16 protein-coding genes and 3 pseudogenes are annotated in these 19528 nt (G+C 43.0%); 14 read left to right on the forward strand and 5 right to left on the reverse strand.

Annotation, left to right across the window (positions count from 1 at the left end):
• The first annotated feature begins 3 nt into the window (after positions 1–3).
• From HGO23_RS01170 to HGO23_RS01190, 5 genes are read left to right on the forward strand one after another with little or no spacing between them, the layout of a single operon-like run.
• Positions 4–1869, forward strand: coding sequence for a type VI secretion system Vgr family protein (locus HGO23_RS01170; protein WP_099135337.1), 1866 nt, complete (start codon positions 4–6; stop codon positions 1867–1869).
• 15 nt (positions 1870–1884) lie between these two features.
• On the forward strand, positions 1885–3102 hold the full coding sequence (locus HGO23_RS01175) for a DUF2169 family type VI secretion system accessory protein (RefSeq protein ID WP_209027663.1): 1218 nt from the start codon (positions 1885–1887) through the stop codon (positions 3100–3102).
• Positions 3095–3451 carry a DUF4150 domain-containing protein gene (locus HGO23_RS01180; RefSeq protein WP_099135335.1) on the forward strand — a complete coding sequence of 119 codons (357 nt, stop codon included), beginning with the start codon at positions 3095–3097 and terminating at the stop codon, positions 3449–3451. Before HGO23_RS01175 ends, HGO23_RS01180 begins: the two co-directional genes overlap by 8 nt.
• A 10-nt stretch (positions 3452–3461) precedes the next feature.
• Positions 3462–8069, forward strand: coding sequence for an RHS repeat-associated core domain-containing protein (locus HGO23_RS01185; protein WP_244967859.1), 4608 nt, complete (start codon positions 3462–3464; stop codon positions 8067–8069).
• Positions 8066–8428: a hypothetical protein gene (locus HGO23_RS01190; protein ID WP_244967860.1), complete on the forward strand. Its 363-nt coding sequence runs from the start codon at positions 8066–8068 to the stop codon at positions 8426–8428. Before HGO23_RS01185 ends, HGO23_RS01190 begins: the two co-directional genes overlap by 4 nt.
• A 71-nt stretch (positions 8429–8499) precedes the next feature.
• Here HGO23_RS01190 and HGO23_RS01195 read toward each other — a convergent pair whose 3' ends face one another.
• Positions 8500–8751, reverse strand: coding sequence for a SymE family type I addiction module toxin (locus HGO23_RS01195; RefSeq protein WP_209027665.1), 252 nt, complete (start codon positions 8749–8751; stop codon positions 8500–8502).
• A gap of 246 nt (positions 8752–8997) precedes the next feature.
• On the opposite strand from HGO23_RS01195, the gene HGO23_RS01200 reads away from it, so the two are divergent.
• The gene (locus HGO23_RS01200; protein WP_099134918.1) at positions 8998–9384 is read left to right on the forward strand and encodes a cupin domain-containing protein; all 387 of its coding nucleotides are present in this window, start codon (positions 8998–9000) and stop codon (positions 9382–9384) included.
• On the opposite strand, the gene HGO23_RS01205 is transcribed toward HGO23_RS01200, so the two are convergent.
• Positions 9385–10074, reverse strand: a complete 690-nt coding sequence (locus tag HGO23_RS01205; RefSeq protein ID WP_209027667.1) for a helix-turn-helix transcriptional regulator — start codon at positions 10072–10074, stop codon at positions 9385–9387.
• Between the two features lie 485 nt (positions 10075–10559).
• Here HGO23_RS01205 and HGO23_RS01210 point away from each other — a divergent pair.
• Together HGO23_RS01210 and HGO23_RS01215 are read left to right on the forward strand one after the other, a co-directional pair.
• Positions 10560–10766: pseudogene (locus tag HGO23_RS01210) on the forward strand (recombinase family protein); the annotation flags it as partial.
• A 943-nt stretch (positions 10767–11709) separates the two neighbouring features.
• Positions 11710–12312, forward strand: a complete 603-nt coding sequence (locus HGO23_RS01215; protein ID WP_244967861.1) for a hypothetical protein — start codon at positions 11710–11712, stop codon at positions 12310–12312.
• Between the two features lie 38 nt (positions 12313–12350).
• Here the strand turns inward: HGO23_RS01215 and HGO23_RS01220 are convergent, their stop codons facing one another.
• Positions 12351–12716 (reverse strand): DUF1090 family protein, encoded by a 366-nt coding sequence (locus HGO23_RS01220; RefSeq protein WP_209027669.1) that lies wholly within the window; start codon positions 12714–12716, stop codon positions 12351–12353.
• A gap of 404 nt (positions 12717–13120) precedes the next feature.
• On the opposite strand from HGO23_RS01220, the gene HGO23_RS01225 reads away from it, so the two are divergent.
• Positions 13121–13735, forward strand: coding sequence for an Arm DNA-binding domain-containing protein (locus tag HGO23_RS01225; protein WP_244589850.1), 615 nt, complete (start codon positions 13121–13123; stop codon positions 13733–13735).
• An 84-nt stretch (positions 13736–13819) separates the two neighbouring features.
• On the opposite strand, the gene HGO23_RS01230 is transcribed toward HGO23_RS01225, so the two are convergent.
• Positions 13820–14517 (reverse strand): IS1 family transposase gene (locus HGO23_RS01230; RefSeq protein WP_244967862.1). Its coding sequence is split into 2 segments (ribosomal slippage): positions 13820–14268 and positions 14268–14517, totalling 699 coding nucleotides; the frame shifts between segments, so codons are not numbered across the junction.
• Between the two features lie 373 nt (positions 14518–14890).
• Between HGO23_RS01230 and HGO23_RS01235 the strand changes: the two genes are divergently transcribed.
• The 4 genes and pseudogenes from HGO23_RS01235 to HGO23_RS01250 form a co-directional block, all read left to right on the forward strand.
• Positions 14891–15772, forward strand: a complete 882-nt coding sequence (locus HGO23_RS01235) for a hypothetical protein (protein WP_244967863.1) — start codon at positions 14891–14893, stop codon at positions 15770–15772.
• On the forward strand, positions 15769–16164 hold the full coding sequence (locus HGO23_RS01240) for a DUF1240 domain-containing protein (RefSeq protein ID WP_209027671.1): 396 nt from the start codon (positions 15769–15771) through the stop codon (positions 16162–16164). Before HGO23_RS01235 ends, HGO23_RS01240 begins: the two co-directional genes overlap by 4 nt.
• 124 nt (positions 16165–16288) lie before the next feature.
• Positions 16289–16675 (forward strand): annotated as a pseudogene (locus HGO23_RS01245) (phage major capsid protein); the annotation flags it as partial.
• Positions 16674–17209: pseudogene (locus tag HGO23_RS01250) on the forward strand (terminase TerL endonuclease subunit); the annotation flags it as partial. The pseudogenes HGO23_RS01245 and HGO23_RS01250, both read left to right, overlap by 2 nt.
• A gap of 113 nt (positions 17210–17322) precedes the next feature.
• Here the strand turns inward: HGO23_RS01250 and HGO23_RS01255 are convergent.
• A complete protein-coding gene (locus HGO23_RS01255; RefSeq protein ID WP_209027672.1) occupies positions 17323–17952 on the reverse strand; it encodes an endonuclease/exonuclease/phosphatase family protein in 630 nt (209 codons plus the stop codon).
• Between the two features lie 599 nt (positions 17953–18551).
• Between HGO23_RS01255 and HGO23_RS01260 the strand changes: the two genes are divergently transcribed.
• Complete coding sequence (locus HGO23_RS01260; protein WP_099134926.1) at positions 18552–19394, forward strand: 23S rRNA (adenine(2030)-N(6))-methyltransferase RlmJ; 843 nt, start codon at positions 18552–18554, stop codon at positions 19392–19394.
• Positions 19395–19528 lie beyond the last annotated feature (134 nt).

The raw sequence follows: 19528 nt of genomic DNA on the forward strand, positions 1-19528 counted from the left end.
ATAATGGATGGATTAGTATTTACCTGCCAGATAGGCTCACTCCCGCAAACCACGTTTCAGGTAGTGAATTTCAGTTTACAGGAAGGCCTGTCGCAGCTTTATCACCTGACTCTGAACGTAGTCAGTCCAGCGAACAACGTAATACTCGGCAACTTACTTGGCGCCTATGCCGCCCTGACCATACTGCGCAACGGTAAAATTGAGCGTACTGTGAAGGGCATTATCGCCGGCGCGTCACAGGGTAATACCGACGGACATCGGACTTACTACAACTTTGTCATCCGTCCAGAAATGTGGCGCATGACGCTTAATCAGGACAGCCGACTGTTTCAGCGGATGTCTGTGCCGGACATTCTCAAGAAATTACTGAAAGAGCATCGCGTAAAATCCGGCCATAAATTATATGACGATGCTGACCACCATCCGGTACGCGAATACACTACCCAAAAGCGTGAATCAGCCTATGATTTCTGGTGCCGGCTGGCTGCGGAGGAAGGAATTACTTTCTGGTTTGAGGAAGATCAGCTGTTTTACAGTGACTCCCATCTCGGGATGACCGCTGGCCTGAACCTGATCTACAATGCGCAGCCCAATACCGATGACAACGATACCTCCGTCTGGCAATGGCAGTACGGCGAATTTCTCTGCCCGGATGAATATATCCACAAAGATTACAACTACCTGCGCCCTTCCCAACCCTTGCAGCCCAAATCCACGTTGCCCAACGGTGCCGGGCATTCCGTCTTTGAAAGCTATGGCCGTTTTCCGTGGAGTAAAGAAGGCCAACCACTGGGAGACACCCGCTTGAACCAGCTCAACAGCGAAAGCAAACTTGGCTCTGCCAGCAGTAACTGTATCCAGTTACGCCCCGGCAAAATCTTCACCCTAAAGGCTCACCCCATCGCTGTGATGAATGACCGCTGGCAGGTAGTGAACATCTCTCACCATGGCAGTCAGCCGCAGGCAGACAATACCGGCGGTGAAGGTACGACACTCATCAGCAATATGACCTTTATTCCTGGCCGGGATAACTGGCGGCCACCATACCGCTACAAACCAATGGCAGACGGTGATGAACTGGCGACCGTTGTCGGCCCTGAAGGCGAAGAGATTTTTGTCAATGAACACGGCGCAATTAAGGTGCACTTCCACTGGAACCGCTATGACGAGCCGGGGGATGGCTCTTCCTGCTGGGTGCGGGTAGCACAGGGCTGGAATGGCAACAACTTCGGTTTTATGGCGATCCCCCGCATCGGACAGGAAGTAATTGTTTCCTACCTGAACGGCGATATTGACCGCCCCATCGTGACAGGCTGTAACTACAACGGCCGCAATCGTCCGCCGTTGGATTTACCGGCGGAAAAAACCCGCACCACCTTCAAAACTCATACCCATAAGGGAGAAGGATTCAACGAATTGCGTTTTGAGGATGCCAAAGGCAGTGAAGAGGTGTTTATCCATGCCCAGAAGGACATGAACACCAAGGTACTCAATAATCGTGATACCTATGTGTTGGCAAATCACACGGAAACCGTGGAGAAAGATCAGACAATCAAAGTCAATGCCCACAAAAACGAGATGGTGAAACTCACCAGTACCGAAACGATCGGGATGATCTACACACTGACTGTCGGCTCCAGCATGAATACCACAGTCACCGCCAGCCAGACTGAACAGGTGGGGCTTCACAAATCCGTTATTGTCGGCAATACACTGTCCGTCCAGGCCGGCGATGTGATTGAGCTGAAATGCGGTAAAAGCGTTCTGCGTATGGACAGTGCCGGACGTATCACCCTTCAGGGCAGTGAGCTCAAGTTTGAAGCCAGTGGCCCAGTGCAAATCACAGGTAAAGACATCGACCTGAACTAAGAAGGACAGACTGAGATGGAATTTCGTAACCTGACCCCCTTTGCGGTGATGAACTATTCAATGCTGGATGTTGAGGATGTGGAGCACCACGTGGCGGTCATGAAAATCGGCTACCAGCTATTGCCTGTCGGACAGGGGGAATACAGTGCTGAATTACTGCCCGCGCCGCTCCTGTGTTTACAGGATGAATACCGTGGACAGATGAATGCCTCACAGGTGTTGCAGGAGAGTGATCTTGCCCCGTTTAAACCACGCTGTGACGTGATTGTCAACGGCACGGCTTATGCGCCGGATAACCGACCCTGTACCGAATTTCCTGTACGGCTGCAGGTAAAGAGCAAACAGGGCCAGACCCTGCTCGACAAAACGCTGACCGTGATCGGTGAACGGGAGTTTATCCGTGACAGCAGCGGCAACTGGCAACTGACTGCACCGAAACCCTTTACGACACTGCCGTTGGATTATCGCTACGCCTTTGGTGGCGAGTGCAAAATTCAGGCAGATGATAAAGCGAGCGAACACCTCAAGGAAAATGATCGGCTGACACCGGAACTGCGTCAGCAGCATCCAGACGGGGAAAATGCGCCTGTTGCTCATGCCGTTTGTGAAACCAATCCGCTGGGAACAGGGTTTATCACATCGTGGTACGCCAACGCCAAACAACTTACCCACTACCCGGCACCGCGCATTACCCAGCCGGATGCCCCGTTCACCGCTCAGCATTTTACGGCTCAACTGGATGGAACGTTCCTGCCTGATACTCCAGCCTGCCAGCCGCAGGGCATGGGTTTTATCGGTCGTCCGTGGTTGCCCCGCCGTCAGCTTGCCGGCACTTACGATGCTGAATGGCTGGAGCATCGCCATCCCTATCTGCCGAAAGATTTTGACTTCGGTTATTGGAACGGAGCACCGGCTGACCAACAAATTGACTGGCCTAAAACTGATATTTCCATCACCCTAAGCGGCCTGACACCCAACGGCAATCTGCACATCAGCCTGCCGGGGCACCGCCCGTTTATCCTGCTGCGGATGCACAACGGCATGCTGCTACCCGTTCCGATGCGTCCTGACACTTTTATTATCGACAGTGAAGCAAGGACGCTGCATATGACCTGCCGTCTGAGCTTCAAAGCATCACTGCCCATACGGGTAGCCGAAGCTCGGTTTGAAATCAACCCGGATGCCCCTTTGCTCAAACTGGCTCCACTGGAAGAGGAGAAAACGGATGGCTGATAACTACATCGCCCGAACTGCTGGTACTTGGATGATTATCGGCATGCTGCCGGACGTGTGCAAAACCCCGATGGGTCCTTCTACACCGCCCATCCCCTATCCGGTGGTAGCAAAACTGGCGGACAGCTCCTCGCCAGTGAAATCCGTGCGCGCCAATGGCAAACCCGTAGTGGTGTTTGCCCGCAGTTTTGTCCCCACTACCCTCGGTGACCAGCCGGGAGTGGCGAATGGCGTCAAAAGTGGCACGGTAGGCGGCAAATGCCACCCGAAAGATCACACCCGCACCGTGCGGGCCGGCAATAAGCTGGTGCTGCGCCACGGGGATAAGTTTTGGATGAATGGGTCATAAGGAGGGAACCATGTCAGATAAGATGCTCGTCACACCGAAGAGTGACGATGTTAGAGCCGAAGAATATTGTAAAGAATTTAACATTCGCACACAGGCTGAGGCGGAGAAAGCACTAAGCAATGCTGATACGTTATATCGGCAAAGCTCTCGCTTTTACGGCGATTACGGAGACGACCCGGAATTAGACGTTAGCTATAATCAGTTAGACGCTGACTTCGAAGCTAAGGCTTTTAAGAAAACGGCTCAAGATACCGTTGAAAAATTCAAAAGTGGTGAATTTCCAAAGAAAGAATGGGAAGAGGAGAAAGAAGAAGACGGTCATCCCAAGCCTAATACAGCGTTGCCTCAAAAACCACGAGATGACAGTCCAACCGGTGAGGGCAATACGATAGGTCAAATCGTCGGGCAGGCACCACAGGGGGCAAATCCGCCACATGAAGCGAATGCGGCCGTTACACCGGAAACTGAACAAGAAAAAGGATTTTTGGACAAGGCGGGAGAATGGTGGGATGAGACCAAGGAAGACGTGCAAAAGTGGGGAGAGGAAGCCAAAGAAAAGTTGAATGCCGCCTGGGATAATCCGGGAAAGGCCGCCATAGGTGCAGCAAAAGGGGCTTGGAATACCGTACCTGATATAGCTGAATTAGCCATCAGAGCGGGGACAATTATGCCTTCTTCACTAATGTCTAGTACCGGCACCGTATTGAAATTCGTAGGTGCTGATACCATAGGTGATACCGCCCTTGCCGCTGCCAATACATTAAACAAAGCTGCTGATAAGGCTGTCGAATTGAGCCATGTGGATGCCATCCGGTTCGACATCACGGATAAGGCAGAACAAGGTGGGGCATTGTTCGTTGAAGGTGCCAGTTGGGCAACAGGGTTGGGAGGGATAGCCAAACAAGGTGCGAAAGCAGTGGTTAAAAATGCCAAACCTCCCGCTGGCGGTAAAATAAAAGCCCAATCCCAAAATGCCCCGGAAGTGAAACCCAAAAATACCGAACAAGATCCCGTTGACAACAAGTCCACTAACAAAGAAGGCAGTTGTAACGGCACCTGTAGCGTAAACGGTGAACCTGTCGATATGGCCACCGGTGACTTCCTGCAAGTCTGGCCAGTTATTGCTATTCCCGGATTATTGCCGATTACCCTGACCCGTACCTATCGCTCCACTGCTAACTTAAACGGCCTATTTGGCCCTAAATGGGCAGATGACTGGTCACGCCAGTTGGTACTGACTGACGGAACAGTCAATTTTACCGACGCAGACGGAGTCATCTACGATTTCACCACGCCTGATAATCAAGTACTCGCCCGTAATCAGCATATTCCTCATTACATATTAACCGGGGAATTAACGGGTGAACTACAACTGACCGATCGCCAGTCCCAGCTTACCTACCACTTCAATCATGCCATCGGATCTATCCGTAAATTATCCGCGATCACCGATCGCCGTCAAAACACGATCCAGTTTGTCTACGATAAACAGTCGCAACTGATTGAAGTCACGCGCACAGATGGCTTCCGGTTGATCTTAAGTTATCAGGGGCAACAGCTCCAGACACTGGATTATCTGGAAAAGAAAAAGCAACAGCGGCTGGTCACCTGTCACTATGATCCACAGGGCTACCTGCATGAATGCGCAGCGTTCCAGCACAATCACCTGTGGCATGAATATGATGCTCAGGGGCGGATGATCCGCTGGCACGATACCGACCAAACCGATTTAACCCTGACTTATGATGAACAAGGACGAGTACTCAGCACAACCTCTTCCAGTGGTTACTGGTGTGATCGCTTCCACTATGACGATAACGCCCGTATCACCACCTATCAAGACGGTGAAGGCGGTGAAACCCAATACCATTACGATAACAACGGGCTGGTTCTGCGTGAAGTCGATCCATTAGGACGTATTACCCGCCGCCAATGGCACCATAGCCAAATTGTCTGGGAAGCTGATGCAGAGGGGGGAATAACCTCATTCGATTACAATCCTGACGGTGCATTGACCGAAGTAAAACTACCGACCGGCGATACCTTTTATTACGGTTATGACGAACACGGGCAGCTAACAGAAAGTGTGCTCCCTACCGGAGAACGATGGCAATTTCACTATGATGATCAAGGCAACCTGACTGCCCTGACTAACCCGCTGGGACACAAAGAAGAGTACCAATACGGCTCCCATGGCGAATTACGCCAGCGCCTGTTACCGGATGGTCGTCAGTGGCACTATGCCTATGACGAACAACAACGGCTGGCTGCCATTATGACTCCAGACGGTCAGACCACCGGCCTGCAACTGGATGAGCTGGGCCGTTTGCGCCAAATCACCGATGCCCTCAAACAACAAACCCGTTACCGCTACAGTGACGCTCATGCCAGCCTCAATGGCAGCCTGACCGAAGTCGAACTGCCAGATGGTGCCACCCAACAGTTAACCTATGACAGCGAGCGGCGTGTGGTCGCGGTCACCGATGGCGAAGGCCGCACTACCCGTTATCAGTACGGGGCTTTTGACCTGCTTAATCAAGTCACCCGGCCCGATGGCACCATCCTGCAATTTGGTTATGACCGTTTGACCCGGTTGAATACTGTTACTGCTTCTACCGGTGAAACCTACCGCTATGAGCGGGATGCGGCTGGTCAGATTATCCGGGAAACTGACTTTACCGGTCGTACCATCAATTATCAGTACGATAAACTGGGGCGACGTATTCAGGCGCAATATCCGGATGATCAGCAGTTACGCTGGCACTACTCCGCCGCGGGATTACTGGTCAAACAAGAAAGCTGGCAGCCAGAAGATAACTTGCTGGTTCTTAAGACAACCACCACTTACGAATACAACACCCGTCACCAGCTAATTAAGGCTATCAATGACGATGCGGTAGTAGAATATGAGTATGACAAAACCACTGGTCTGCCCACCTGCGAACGCATCAACGGACGAGAAATTACCCGTGAATGGGATAGCCTGACAGGACGCCCACTCAGCGAAAATGTCGATGGCAATACCCTTCACTTTGGCTATAACCTGCCGGGTGCTCTGAATCACTTTCAGTTTAACCAGCATACGCCGCTGGCCTTCCAGCATGATGCATTGGGACGAGAAACAGTACGCGAAAGTGCTAACGGCTTTATCCTTGCCAGTCGCTATACCGCAACTGGCTTGCTGGCGCATCAGTCTGCGGGACAGGCAACTAAATGGTTTCGGGAAACGTTGGCACAAAATGATCCGCACTTCCCACCACAAGCGACTGCCGTCAATCGCAGCTGGCAGTATGACCGAGCCCATAATGTCCGAGTCATTGATGACAGCCGCTGGGGACAGACCCGTTATCGTTATAATACGAACGACCAAATCTTGCATACCTTGTTTGAGGGTGCGCGTCCGCATGAAGAGCAATTCAGTTATGATGCTAATGGCAACTTGAACCAACATCTGCCGACCGATTCACGGGGGGCAATGGCACAAATCAGCCAACGCCAGCAAGCTGGGCGCGTCGTACAGCAAGGGAATATCCGTTATCGCTATGATGACAATGGTCGTTTGGTAGAAAAAACCGAACAACGTGATGGCTTCCGTCCGCAAATCTGGCGCTATCGCTGGGATACGCAAAACCAGCTCACCCACTGCGAAACGCCGGACGGTTCGCGCTGGCACTATCGCTACGATGCGTTCGGGCGGCGTATCCGCAAGCTCAAAGTGCACGATGGTAAACTGGCCGCCGCCAACCTCCGGCGCTGGCTGGATGGCAAACCGGATTTGACACCAAGAGCGGATGCCATCGCCGGGCAGGATTACCTGTGGAGCGGTGACCAGCTTATCGAAGAAACGCCACTGTATGCAGATGGCCGGCCTGCGGCAGAGCAGCGTATCCGCTGGCTCTACGAACCCGGTTCACTCACGCCGTCGGCCCGCTTTGAGCAAGGCAAGCTGCACTATGTTGTCAGTGACCATCAGGGCACCCCGCGCGAGATGTTAGACGAGCAAGGGGTACTGGTCTGGGCACAGCGGCTGACCACGTGGGGCAAAGCGGAACGTTTTCAGGTGTTTGCCTCCAATAACCCGGATTATCATGTCAACTGTAATATCCGGTTTTTAGGTCAATTTGAGGACGAGGAGTCGGGGTTATACTATAATCGGTTCCGGTATTACTCTCCGGAGACCGGGCAGTATATTTCGCCAGACCCCATCGGGCTGCTGGGCGGCTTGAATCCGTATGGGTATGTGCATAATCCGGCAAATTGGGTGGACCCTCTAGGATTGCAATCGAAGCATAGAGGAAGAATTCAAGCTCAGGGGAGTAAATTAGAAGAGTCTTTTGCTTGGGCACAGGATACTCCTATAACTGCAAAAGATGCACTGGCTGGCCTTAATGATCTTGAAGCAAGCTTAAGCAAAAAAGACAGGGCACTGAGAAAAGCCGAATTTGATAAGGCAAGAAAATTTATTCAAAGTGCGGAAAAAGGCGGTGGTGTTGATGCTCAAGTTAGTAAAACTTTTTTAGTTAAGGGAACTGCCCATGAACGTGTTGATATTGAGGTAACTACGGGGAAAGCTTTTGTCTCTGATTCCGATACATCACTAGGTAGGAACTGTAAATGATGTTTGAAAATTATTTAAATGATGAGCAAATTTATTGTGAGCTTGAACAATATTGGAATAGCCTTTTCTTCAATATGATCAATGGTAGCGGAGATGAATGGATAGTCCCCTATTATAATACGTCTTATAATAATGGATTGAAATTTATGGATGCTAACCCTATTTTTTCTGCAAAATCTAAGATAACTGATAAATCTATAAAGATAATTCAAGAGCCGTTAGAGGAGCTAGATAGTATCCAGTACTGGGTGGACTCTAATGGAAAGAATGAGTTGGTTATCATTTGCTCTTTTTCTGAAAAAAACTTATCAGACGTTAAAAAGCTAATTAAGAAATGGCTTAAAAATCTACTCAATTAGATAATAAGAAGCCGGAAAGATCCCCGTGATCTTCCGGTCTTGTTTTTTTAAGAGCGGCTCAGTCCCTGCCCTTAGTTGCTATTGTAGTCGCCAATCAGTTCCCGCATTCGCAGCTTAATTTCGCTGAGCTGGTCTTGCTGGCGCTGGTACTGTTGCCGGATGTTGCGGGTGTCGTTGCTGTCAGGAATGAGCACCAAACAGCCATCCATAATTTTTACGGTGAGTGTACCGCCAATATCAAATCCGACTTCTTTAAGCCACTGTCCTTTAAAATGGATAACAAAATTGTGGCACTTTCCCATCAGCAAACCGGTTATGACCATCTGCTGACTATTCCCGGTATCGGAGCGGACAGAGAACGTTGAGTATCGTGGATCATCTCTAGGATTTTAATTTTAAATGAACACGTTTTCCCTGGTGTAGGTAAAAATGGTAATATTTTAAAATTAATGAGATATCGTTATTATAATTGTAAAAATTTGTTTTTTTACATATGGATAGATGTTAAATTTGAACGCTTAGCTTAATAAAGAGTAAAAAATACTCATTCGAAATATAAGGATGTAATTGTGATAGAGTTTGCTAGTTTTTCTACAGAAGATGCTATCAAAGATGATGCTGTTGGTATTTCTGTCAGGCAGATTATAAAAAAAGAAGGGCTAAACGCTTATGCTACGTTTATCAATGCAGGAAAGAGAGTTGGGTGCCACAATCATAGTAGTGGAGATGAATGGTATATAATACTTTCTGGTGAAGGAGAAATATGGACAGGTGAAGTAGTAGATAATGAGGTTCATGATGTCCAAAAAAAGCGATTTTCCCAGGGGTGTATTTTTTGTATTTATCCAAATACAGCACATCAACTTGTCGCTTATGAAAATGTAAAATTAATATTTTTATGCCCAGAGTCCCATTTATCCCATGATAGGGTATGTTTTGCAGATATATGTGAATAATTATTTTGCAAAAGTGATAGACTGTGATTCCCTGAAAAAGCTTTCAGGGATATAGTTAGCTATGTTATTTTCATAACAATATCCAACTAAATCTTTCTTACATTTTACCCCTGTTTTTTGATAAACATTTTGGATGTGATTGGCGATTGTTCTGTGGGACAGAAATAGTCTTTCAGCGATATCTTTAGTGGAGAAACCTTGCAGAATATAAAACACTATTTCCCATTCTCTTTTGCTAAAAAACGCTGATGGGGGGGTAAAAACTAATGATGTTTGCATATTTATTTTGCTTAGCTTTTCTAGTGTTATAGTATCTACCGGTCTTCCATGGAAAATAGTTCCTCTGCATGTCCCATTTTCATCAATTAATGGATATTTATCGAAATACCATGGTTGAAGGTAGGGGAGATTTTGAAAAGGATGAATTTCAATAGAGGTGACCCGATCTAATAAAGTTTCAACTTTTCTGTCGTGTTTCTGAAATTCATCCTGAAAATTTGCAGTAGATGCCGGAAGTTCACCATCAAAATGGCCCCCTACATCATACCCTTTAGGAAGGGAAAGTAATTCATGATATTTTTTATTAGCATATATAAATTTTGAGGTATGATCTTTCGCACCCCATGGCTCATTACTAATTTCCCAAAATTTTATTAGCGGATTAATCAACTTTTCTACTGAACAATTCATATGCTACCTTCTGAAAATCATCCTGATTAATTATTATTCTTTCTCATATTTATACCCGTTGTCTTTCAAGTTGTATTTTGAAATCCATAGAGTATGTAATTTTAAATATGAATGATATTACTATAGCTTTCATGGTTTAGCGTTGTCAGATTAACTGTTTAAGTGAAAAAATTCAATAGTATAATCAAATAGATGCGACTAGCTAATTGTGAGGGTTTTTTTACCTGAATTGGGTATAAACTTTAATGTAGGGACATCGCTCTGACCCAACGTTTTGTAAAGTCGTCCGCATGTGGCGGTGCTACATGGACGATGGGCTAATGTTTACATATAAAGCAACACTTCGCTTTGTAATAAGTAACCATCCGCATTTAACATAACAGTCTCATATAACGCGATTTTAAGCGCGTGCATAACTATGCACACTACTGCGTGCTCATTGGTTTTGCGTCAAAATTATCTATATTCATTTTGACCATTGATCCATGAAAATTGCCCGAATTTATGAACGAATAAGTTCCTCTGAACAGGATTTATCTCGCCAAGCGGCCATTGAAAAAATGGTGACCGCTAATAGATTCTACTTTGCTGGTATTTATTGGGAAAAAGCATCCGGAGCTAGGGCTGACAGACCTGAACTACTCACGATGATCGCAGACTTTCAGCCCGGTGAAGTCGTTATCGTTGAAAAAAGAATTATTACAGAGGAGCTAAACCGAAATCTGGAGGTAATTAACTTGCTCTTTATACTAATAAGGCAGCGGAATTATTTGACAGATATGAAATTTCTGTGACTAAAGTAATATTAGATTAGTGTCCATAAAAAGATTGATAAAAGAGATATTGTTGATGGGATTATAATATTAAAGGATAAAAATCCTAATGAATATGTTATTGCTAATCTTTATACTTGGGTTGAAATGCTTAAAGCTATTTTTGTCAGATATATGTGTATAATTAAAGATTATATGGATGTTATTTTTTATTTCTGTAACTTCAGCTATACGATAAAATATGAAAAAATCCATCACATAGATATTAATTATCTTTGTCCTGAAAGGGATGTCAATTATGATAATATAATTTATTCAGAGATGAGAAAGAAATAAAATTCACCATGAAAAAACACTATTCTGTATGAATAGACAGTGTTTTCCTTTCAGCTTATCTGCTCAAACCTATTTTTTATAGAAAATTTAATGTGCTTAATTAGCTAAAGATCATTACTAAACTACATTAGCAACAATTCGTCTCATTTATTATTTGTTTACCATATTTTTCTATTTGAAACAGAAAAAATTGTTAGTAAACTTAATATACTTTTTCTTTGCATAAAGCCCCCCTGCATAGTGCTTTTTATGCTGAAAATAATAAAAATAGAGGTTGATTCGTTACCTTATATATCCTCAGTTAAGACATGAAGTAGCAGTGTAGCGCAGTCACTTATCGCGAGTGATATGGAGCTATCTCCATAAGTGAAGTGATATTCTCGTAACATTTTGTAAATTTGTAATGGCAAAGCTGCTGATTGAAAGCAGTTGAGGGGATTTTTCGTACTGATTTTTATTGATATTCAATATGGAGTATGAGATTACGACGTTGTAATAAAACGGATATAGCAAGGTTTTTAGTGATGTGTTGATTAACAAGGGTAAAATTCCAAAACCGTGTTCTCATATCAAGTTTGATTATGAAGGAGGAATGATGTTTTTCCATGCTGTCAACAAAAATAACATTGTCGCACTTGCATTAATATTGGGCATTGTTATTTTCTTTTTATCTGTTAATAACAGTAAGTTGAGTATTATCGATTATGCAGATAAACATTGTCAAAAAAATACTGCTTGTCTGATTGATATGAATAAAATCGCATCCTTTGACTGGGATAAAATGTATGTCCTGGATAAGGGAATGGATCATAAAGATATTGAGAGTATCATCGGGGCTGCATTTACAGGAAAGGCCAGCCTTTTTTATAAGATTATCTTTGTCAGAAATCAGCGAGTGGTTTATGAAGATGAGTATGATCCCTATGTAAAATCTTATGAGAAAAAATTTCTGAAACCGGATTTTCAGTATCCTTATGATGGGAAAGGAAATTATTTGAATTATTACGTTATCTCTAAGGATAACGCGATTCTTTCAATGAAAATTGAAAAGAGGCCTCCTGCAAGCGATAAAGTTTATTACAAGTTATCTCCTTCCAATCCACAGCAGATTAAGGAAAAAAACTTGTAAATATATACAATTATATTGGTTGGTACTTCAGTGCAGGTCTATTGTTTCTTTTTGGCCTGTACTTTTTTAGTTTGATTCTTTGTTTTGTATTCAAAGCGGGAACGTGAACTTTTTGAGGAGCTAGCTTTATTTGAGGGAGTATCAGAAGCTGAATTATTTTGATGTGCTGGAGGTTGTTCTTGCGAGTTTTTTAAATGTCTTTCCCATTCACAAGTTGCATTGAGGCTTTCCAGCGTTCGGGTTAAATCGGCAATCAATCTTTTATTCTTATCATTTTTTGCATACTTAAGTTGTTTTTCTAATGTTTTCTTTTTCTCCTCACATCCAGCTTTACTGGGGTTTGCATAGGCAATACTCATACTGAAAACGATCAGTACAGATAAGATCATAGTTTTCGACTTCATGAATTATTCCTAATATGGTTTTAAGTTTTTATCCAAAATTTTATATGCTGATCTGGATTTGATCCTGAAAATTCGACCATAGTTACAACTGACAGGGGGGAGAATGGAGGCTTTTATCTTTTTTTGTGAGAATGAGGCATAATGCTTTTTTGTTGCCTGATCGGCATTAGGCAATTTACCAATATTTCTCTCCCGGGGTTTGAAAATCGGATGCTAAGTTATCGTCACCAATGAGTTTTAGTGTTCGGGTGTTACCGTATTTGCACTTAATTTCAATATATATCAATCAATTAGGTTAATTTTGATACTGTATATTGTTCCAGTGCTTATTGTCGTTTTTCCGCTTTTGCAACATACTGTGGGGTAATCGGTGGGGTAACAAATATCTTGGGATAGAGATCCAAATGACTGCTGGAATAAATCGCTTATCAGATAAAAAGCTCAAAGCGTTACTGGGAACTCACTCTGACAAAGTGAGAAAAATATCTGATGGGGCTGGGTTGATGATTCGTGTCACAAAGGCGGGTTCCATAAGCTGGGTTTATAAATATCGATTGGGTGGAAGGGAAACCGAAGCAAAGTTACTGACACTTGGGCGATACCCTGATCTGTCTTTAGCCAAAGCCAGAGAGATGCGCACTCAATGCCGAACATGGTTAGCCGATGGCAAAGATCCCCAACGAATGATAAAGCTGGATAGGGAAGAAACATTAAAACCAGTCATTGTTCAGGATGCTATAGAATATTGGTTAACTGTATATGTTGATAATAATTTAGTGAATGCCAATAGATACAGAGAACGTTTTAATAAACACCTGTTCCCTTATATTAGCGATATGGCTCTTTCTGATTGTGATACCCCTTATTGGCTTAGGCGTTTTGACCAAGTGAAAAAGGTCGCTCCCAGTATGGCAGGAATGCTTTTGCAAATGTCACAGCAGGCGCTTAAATTTTGTCGAATCAGACGATTTGCTGTTTCTCATGTTTTGGAAGGGATTACAAAGCAGGATATCGGTTAAATAAGCGAAAGAGAATATTAACAGAAAATGAATTATCTGATGTGCTTAAATCTATACATTCTGATTTCTGGTCATGATTCCAATTTATTGATAGTGATGAATATTTAAATAATCCCCCATGACTCTGTCATGCATTTCCACGGATTTTAAAAAAGATAAGGTTTTGCGAGTCAGTCTTGCCAAATGCTGACGAAGATTCAGGTTATGTCTCTCTATGTGTTGTGTATAACGCTTGCTGACCACATGCAATTTCCCCATCAGTGTTTTTTCATCGCTTTTCCAGCCATCGGTCATACAGACCACTATGTTGAAAGGAGCCAGTAACGCCATCAAACGCATCAAGGTCTTTTTTGTTCTTGGGCCGAAAACGTGAGCGATCACTTTTCGTCTGAGTTTGTCGTAAGCATAAAAGAGCCAACGGGGCTGCTTCTTTGACTTCACATATGACCATTGTTCATCCATTTCACCGCAGACAATGACTTCGGTGCCGGGGACAATGGCTTCTGTTACCGATTGAGGTCTGAGTTTTTTAAGTGGCGGAGAACCGTATTCAGGCCCATTCCCATGACACGCGCTGTCGCGCGACATCCCCTTCCATTCATGGACATATCGACGATTTGCTTATGTGTACCGGGACGACAAGCGGTATAGGTGAATTCCAATTGCCAAGGGTGACGGCAGGATTGGCAAAGATAACGTTGATGACCAGAACGCGAACGCCCATTACGGTGGATCCCTTTAACGGCATGACAAGAGGGGCAGGTCACATCAATCTTTGCCATCTGAATGTTCTATACACGATTCAATAAATTGATGTCATGACCGATTTTAAATATAAAAATAGGATGTATAGTTATTCTTCTTCTGTACACTAAGCATGCATCCTATACATAATCTGAAAAAGTTTGAGTTAACAGGTTAATAGTTAATGAATACCATATTAATGGTCACAAACCCAGATATGACAGGCCTCTTAAAAATTATGCATAATGTGTACAGTGGATGGCTTCAAAAAGATTTTTAGGGGAGTCAGGGGATATAAGACAGTTATTTTTTATTAGTATTATGATGATATTTGTAATTATTAGATATGCAATAATATGGAGAGCTTAAATGATAAGGCGTAAAAGTTATAATCCCACATGAGATGGTTATTTGGGGGATTACTTAAATGGAAAAGTGGGAATTAACCAGTTAACCCCTCAGCATGAGTTTTTTGATTCTATAGGGTTAGAAAAGGTATTAAGTGATAATACCCAGTATCACTATATGCTTACATTGGCTCAGGCTCAAAGTATTATTGAAGATATTAATCCTAGCCCTCCACAAAAGCCAAGTTATGGCGAAGAGTTTGCAAGAGGTAGCGAGGTAAAAGATAAGAAGAAAAATCTTATAGCAGCAGTGTTTTCTGTCACAGACCCTATTTCTACCTATGCTGGAAATATCTATGATTCACATGGATTCTCTGATGTTTGCCGGGAATTTAAGAGGTTAAATATTACTGCAAAAACCTATGTGGGAGAAAATGGGAAAAAATATATTCACCTGTCAGGTCATGCGGGTCTTAGGCGTCTTGTCAGAGGAACCCGATACGGCGCTAGCCACCCTCAAATGTTAGCCATGGGGATAGGACAGCAGGGTCTTAATGCTAGTATTATCAAAGGTGTTAGATTCTGTATTGTCTTTTCGATTGGCTATAGATTGATAGAAAGTATTTTTAAGGATGAATATACTTTAGCTGATTTTATCGGCAACATAACAATGGATATGGCTAAAACCGCTATTATTGCTGCATCCTCATGGATTGCGGGGTCACTTTTAACTGCCACTGCTTTTTTAGGTGGAAGTATTATTGCTGTTGCGGGAATAGTTTTAGCTGTTGGAATTATAGTGGCTATCGGTTTAGATCTTGTTGATAAGCAATATGGAATAAGCGAAAAATTAATAGCACTCTTAAAAGAAGCAATGGAAAGAAAGCCAAGAACACCGGAAGTAGACTTACAATATTTTTTTAATACGATGGGAAGAATTAGGTGAATAGTAAATACTTAAAAGCATTATCTGGAGTAATATTGTTATTATTTCTTACATTTATGATGTGCTTCATTATTGAATGTGCTGTTTCATTGGTGTTAATGAAAGATGAGATAACATTCTCTGGTGCAGTTATTATAAGTATTATGTCTTTCCCTATAATATTTTACTCTTTATCAGGATCTATTTTTTTTGTTCTATTTAATAGAACACCAAAATATAATAAATTAATCATTAAGTACTTGAGTGTACTTATGATTACATCATTTGTAGTTAGTTTTCCTATATCTTTTTATGTTGGCTATAAGTTAAAAAATGATGGTTATCTGACATGTGATAAAATATCGTGGATGTCCCCAACAACCTATGTGAAAAATTTGTCACTGTGTAAATGAATTTTTTTGTAAATATTTTTTTTCGTGTTTTATCTTTTTTAGCCTCTAAATTCCAGAGGCTTTTTAATTATTTTTCACGGTGTTAAATAGTGTTTTAAAGAAGATAACTACTCCGAAAAATATCATGAAAAAACTTCTCGAATTACGCCAACAAAAATCCGATTTAACCTATCAAATGCGTTCTCTGCTTACCAAAGCCGAAGATGAAAAGTGTTCTCTAACAGAGAATGAAGCCAAACAGTTTGATGAATTGCGCAGCCAGTCGGATACCTTGAATACGGAAATTGCCCGTTATGAGGCACTGTCTGACGAAGAACGCAATCAGGCAAAGACCCAGCCGACCAGTAAAAAATGCAGCAATGACGAACTGCGCCACTATATTCTGACTGGCGAAGCCCGCTCCCTATCTACCAGCGTTCCAGCAGACGGCGGGTATACCGTTATCCCTGAACTCAACAAACAGATCATGCAGCAATTAACTGATGAATCTGTCATGCGACGAATTTGTACTGGACAGTGCTGCTTTGCATGACACCATCCAGAAAGCGCGGGGTATTCCGTCACAATGGACGGAGATGTTAACCAAACGCTTTAATATCTGGTGTCAGGGTGAAACACCGTGGATGGGTGAAGGGGCATGGAAAGCCTGCCAACTCGACTATGACGAAAACGACCTGAAAGGGCTGGAGTGTTATGCTGGACTGGATTTATCCTTAACAGGCGATATCACCAGTATCTGTTACACTTTCCCCGTGGATAACAAAAACAAACTGTTATTACTGACCCGCCATTACTTGCCCGAAGCCCAGTTACAAAATCCTGCCAATAAGAATCGGGCGGTGTATCGTCAATGGGCACAAATAGGCTGGATACGTACCACACAGGGCGATTGCATTGATTATGACGTATCCGTGATGACATTCTCAAAGACAGCCAGCACTTTGATATCAAGCTGGTGGGCTTCGAGACATGGAATGCTACCCACTTAAGAACCCAGCTACAGGGTGCGGGGCTGGATGTTGAACCGTTTCCGCAAACTATACTATCACTTTTCCAATAATAAGTTCCATTTAGCATATGGCAAGATATATTTTGGGTGTAAAAACTATGATTGCTCATATGACGCCAAAATGGATTATAAAGTAAATCATTGCTATTTTAAGCTAATCTCAGATCTCTTGTAGCCATAAGTTGGTTTGAGATGGATTCATCGAAAGGTTCATCATTGAAATCACCAGCAATAATAACGTTACCAATCGAATTTTTGTTTTTTGTCTCATCTATAGCATCTCTGAGCCTAGAACCAAGAAGATGCCTATCTGCGCTGTTTTCTTTACACCACATTCTACTAGGCCAGTGGCTAATAAAAAGATTAAAAATAGTCTCATCAATTTTGCATAAAAGTTCTATTTTTTGAGCTACTTTTAACGTGCGTTTTCCTCTTTTAGTAATGATATTTTCTGGATCAGATGTGGAAAATTTTAATGTATTATAGATTATGCAGGTGTCAAATTTTGCTTTCTCAGTAGAGCTTACTCCTGAAAGGATATCGTAACCTTTAGGTGCAATTGATACTTTTAATTTTTCTATATCTTCTGGTGAAACTTCTGCCAAACAAATACAATCAGCATTAAATTCTGTTATAAAAATATTAATCATAGTTAATGCAAGATCTGTCTCTTCATCAGTCGCCCTGTTTTTTTTCTTAGTAGGAGAAAGACTTGTGTTCCACCAGACAAAAGAGATCTCAGTTTTATTTAAGTTAACTTCATTATTATTTATTATCATAGTTATAATATGAATCAAAATTTAGGTTATTTTCTAATAGTATATAATTTATATTTTTAAGTAAATTATATTGTTGCGTTTTAATTAATGGCAAAAGAAATATTAACGATATGTTATTTTTTATTCGGTTTAAAGCTGCATAAATACAAACCTAACCTACTAATAGGTTAATAGTGGAAGCTGCGTCCTTTCCTTTTGGAAAGCTATTTAGGATATAAATTATAAAATAGCCAATTTCCATTTGGGGATCACCGAGAAGATAGCCGTAACTGGGTATCTTCTCACTGGCAAGAACATTCCCGTCACTGTCATTTCAGTAGCTCTCGATGAAATACAGCACAACCTCTCAACAAAGTTGGAGCAGCTAGCGAACTAATCTGATTTTCCCCCTGTGGGGTAATTAGTTTCCCCACACTTCACGTCCCTTTAGCCTACATTTACTCTTTTTAAGATGCGATGACGGTAGTTACTTTGTTACTATGCTTTGTTGTGTTTTAGTGCTCGTGCAATGAATTGTGGGGTAACGCGTGAGGTAATTAAATGACTTTTTCACCTTGTGTAGAACTAAAACTTATTAAAAATCAATAGGAAATAAATTAATGCTAAGTTATCGTCACAGTTTCCATGCGGGCAATCACGCTGATGTGCTTAAACACACTGTACAAAGCCTGATCATTGAATCACTTAAGACAAAAGAGAAGCCTTTTCTTTATTTGGATACCCATTCAGGCGCGGGTCGTTATCAATTGAGCGGAGAGCATGCCGAGCGTACGGGTGAGTATCTGGAAGGTATTGCTCGTATTTGGCAACGTGATGATATTCCTGAAGAGTTAAGCGCTTATATGGGGGTTGTTAGGGCGCTGAATCAGAATGGTGTTTTGCGTTACTACCCTGGCTCTCCGTTGATTGCCCGTCATTTATTACGGGAAAACGATGAGCTAAATCTGAGTGAACTGCATTCAAGCGATTTTCCTCTATTACGCAGTGAGTTTTCCCGTGACAGGCGTGCTCGTGTTCTGCGTGAAGATGGTTATCAGCAGCTAAAATCAAAATTACCGCCTAAAACTCGTCGTGGATTGGTGCTGATCGATCCATCTTATGAATTGAAATCAGATTATCAGAGTGTCGTTAAAGGTATTTTAGAAGGGTACAAACGCTTTGCGACGGGAACTTATGCGTTGTGGTATCCGGTTGTGCTTCGTCAGCAGATTAAGCGTCTGGTTAAAGAACTAGAGGCGACGGGGATCCGCAAAATCTTGCAGATTGAATTCGGTGTGCGCCCAGACAGTGATCAGCGTGGTATGACAGCATCTGGCATGATTGTTATTAACCCACCGTGGAAGTTAGAACAGCAGATGCGGTCTGTGCTGCCATGGCTGCATCAGATACTGGTTCCTGAAGGGACGGGACATACTTTAGTAGAGTGGATTGTGCCGGAATAAGGCGTCATTGGTTTGATAGCTCTGGCCTATGATAATGAGAGCCAGAATCGTCATGCACAGTGATAACTTTTTATAATAATATGATTTACGCTTAAATTGTAGTCAGTAAGTTAATTGATTAGACGGAAGTGCCT

It is taken from the genome of Xenorhabdus budapestensis, assembly GCF_017743015.1.
GTDB lineage: Bacteria > Pseudomonadota > Gammaproteobacteria > Enterobacterales > Enterobacteriaceae > Xenorhabdus > Xenorhabdus budapestensis.

Coding starts and splice junctions, on each gene's coding strand:
- HGO23_RS01170 (WP_099135337.1), top strand. CDS start 4: ATGGATGGATTAGTATTTACCTGCCAGATAGGCTCACTCCCGCAAACC.
- HGO23_RS01175 (WP_209027663.1), top strand. CDS start 1,885: ATGGAATTTCGTAACCTGACCCCCTTTGCGGTGATGAACTATTCAATG.
- HGO23_RS01180 (WP_099135335.1), top strand. CDS start 3,095: ATGGCTGATAACTACATCGCCCGAACTGCTGGTACTTGGATGATTATC.
- HGO23_RS01185 (WP_244967859.1), top strand. CDS start 3,462: ATGTCAGATAAGATGCTCGTCACACCGAAGAGTGACGATGTTAGAGCC.
- HGO23_RS01190 (WP_244967860.1), top strand. CDS start 8,066: ATGATGTTTGAAAATTATTTAAATGATGAGCAAATTTATTGTGAGCTT.
- HGO23_RS01195 (WP_209027665.1), bottom strand. CDS start 8,751: ATGGTCATAACCGGTTTGCTGATGGGAAAGTGCCACAATTTTGTTATC.
- HGO23_RS01205 (WP_209027667.1), bottom strand. CDS start 10,074: ATGAATTGTTCAGTAGAAAAGTTGATTAATCCGCTAATAAAATTTTGG.
- HGO23_RS01220 (WP_209027669.1), bottom strand. CDS start 12,716: ATGAAGTCGAAAACTATGATCTTATCTGTACTGATCGTTTTCAGTATG.
- HGO23_RS01225 (WP_244589850.1), top strand. CDS start 13,121: ATGACTGCTGGAATAAATCGCTTATCAGATAAAAAGCTCAAAGCGTTA.
- HGO23_RS01255 (WP_209027672.1), bottom strand. CDS start 17,952: ATGATAATAAATAATAATGAAGTTAACTTAAATAAAACTGAGATCTCT.
- HGO23_RS01260 (WP_099134926.1), top strand. CDS start 18,552: ATGCTAAGTTATCGTCACAGTTTCCATGCGGGCAATCACGCTGATGTG.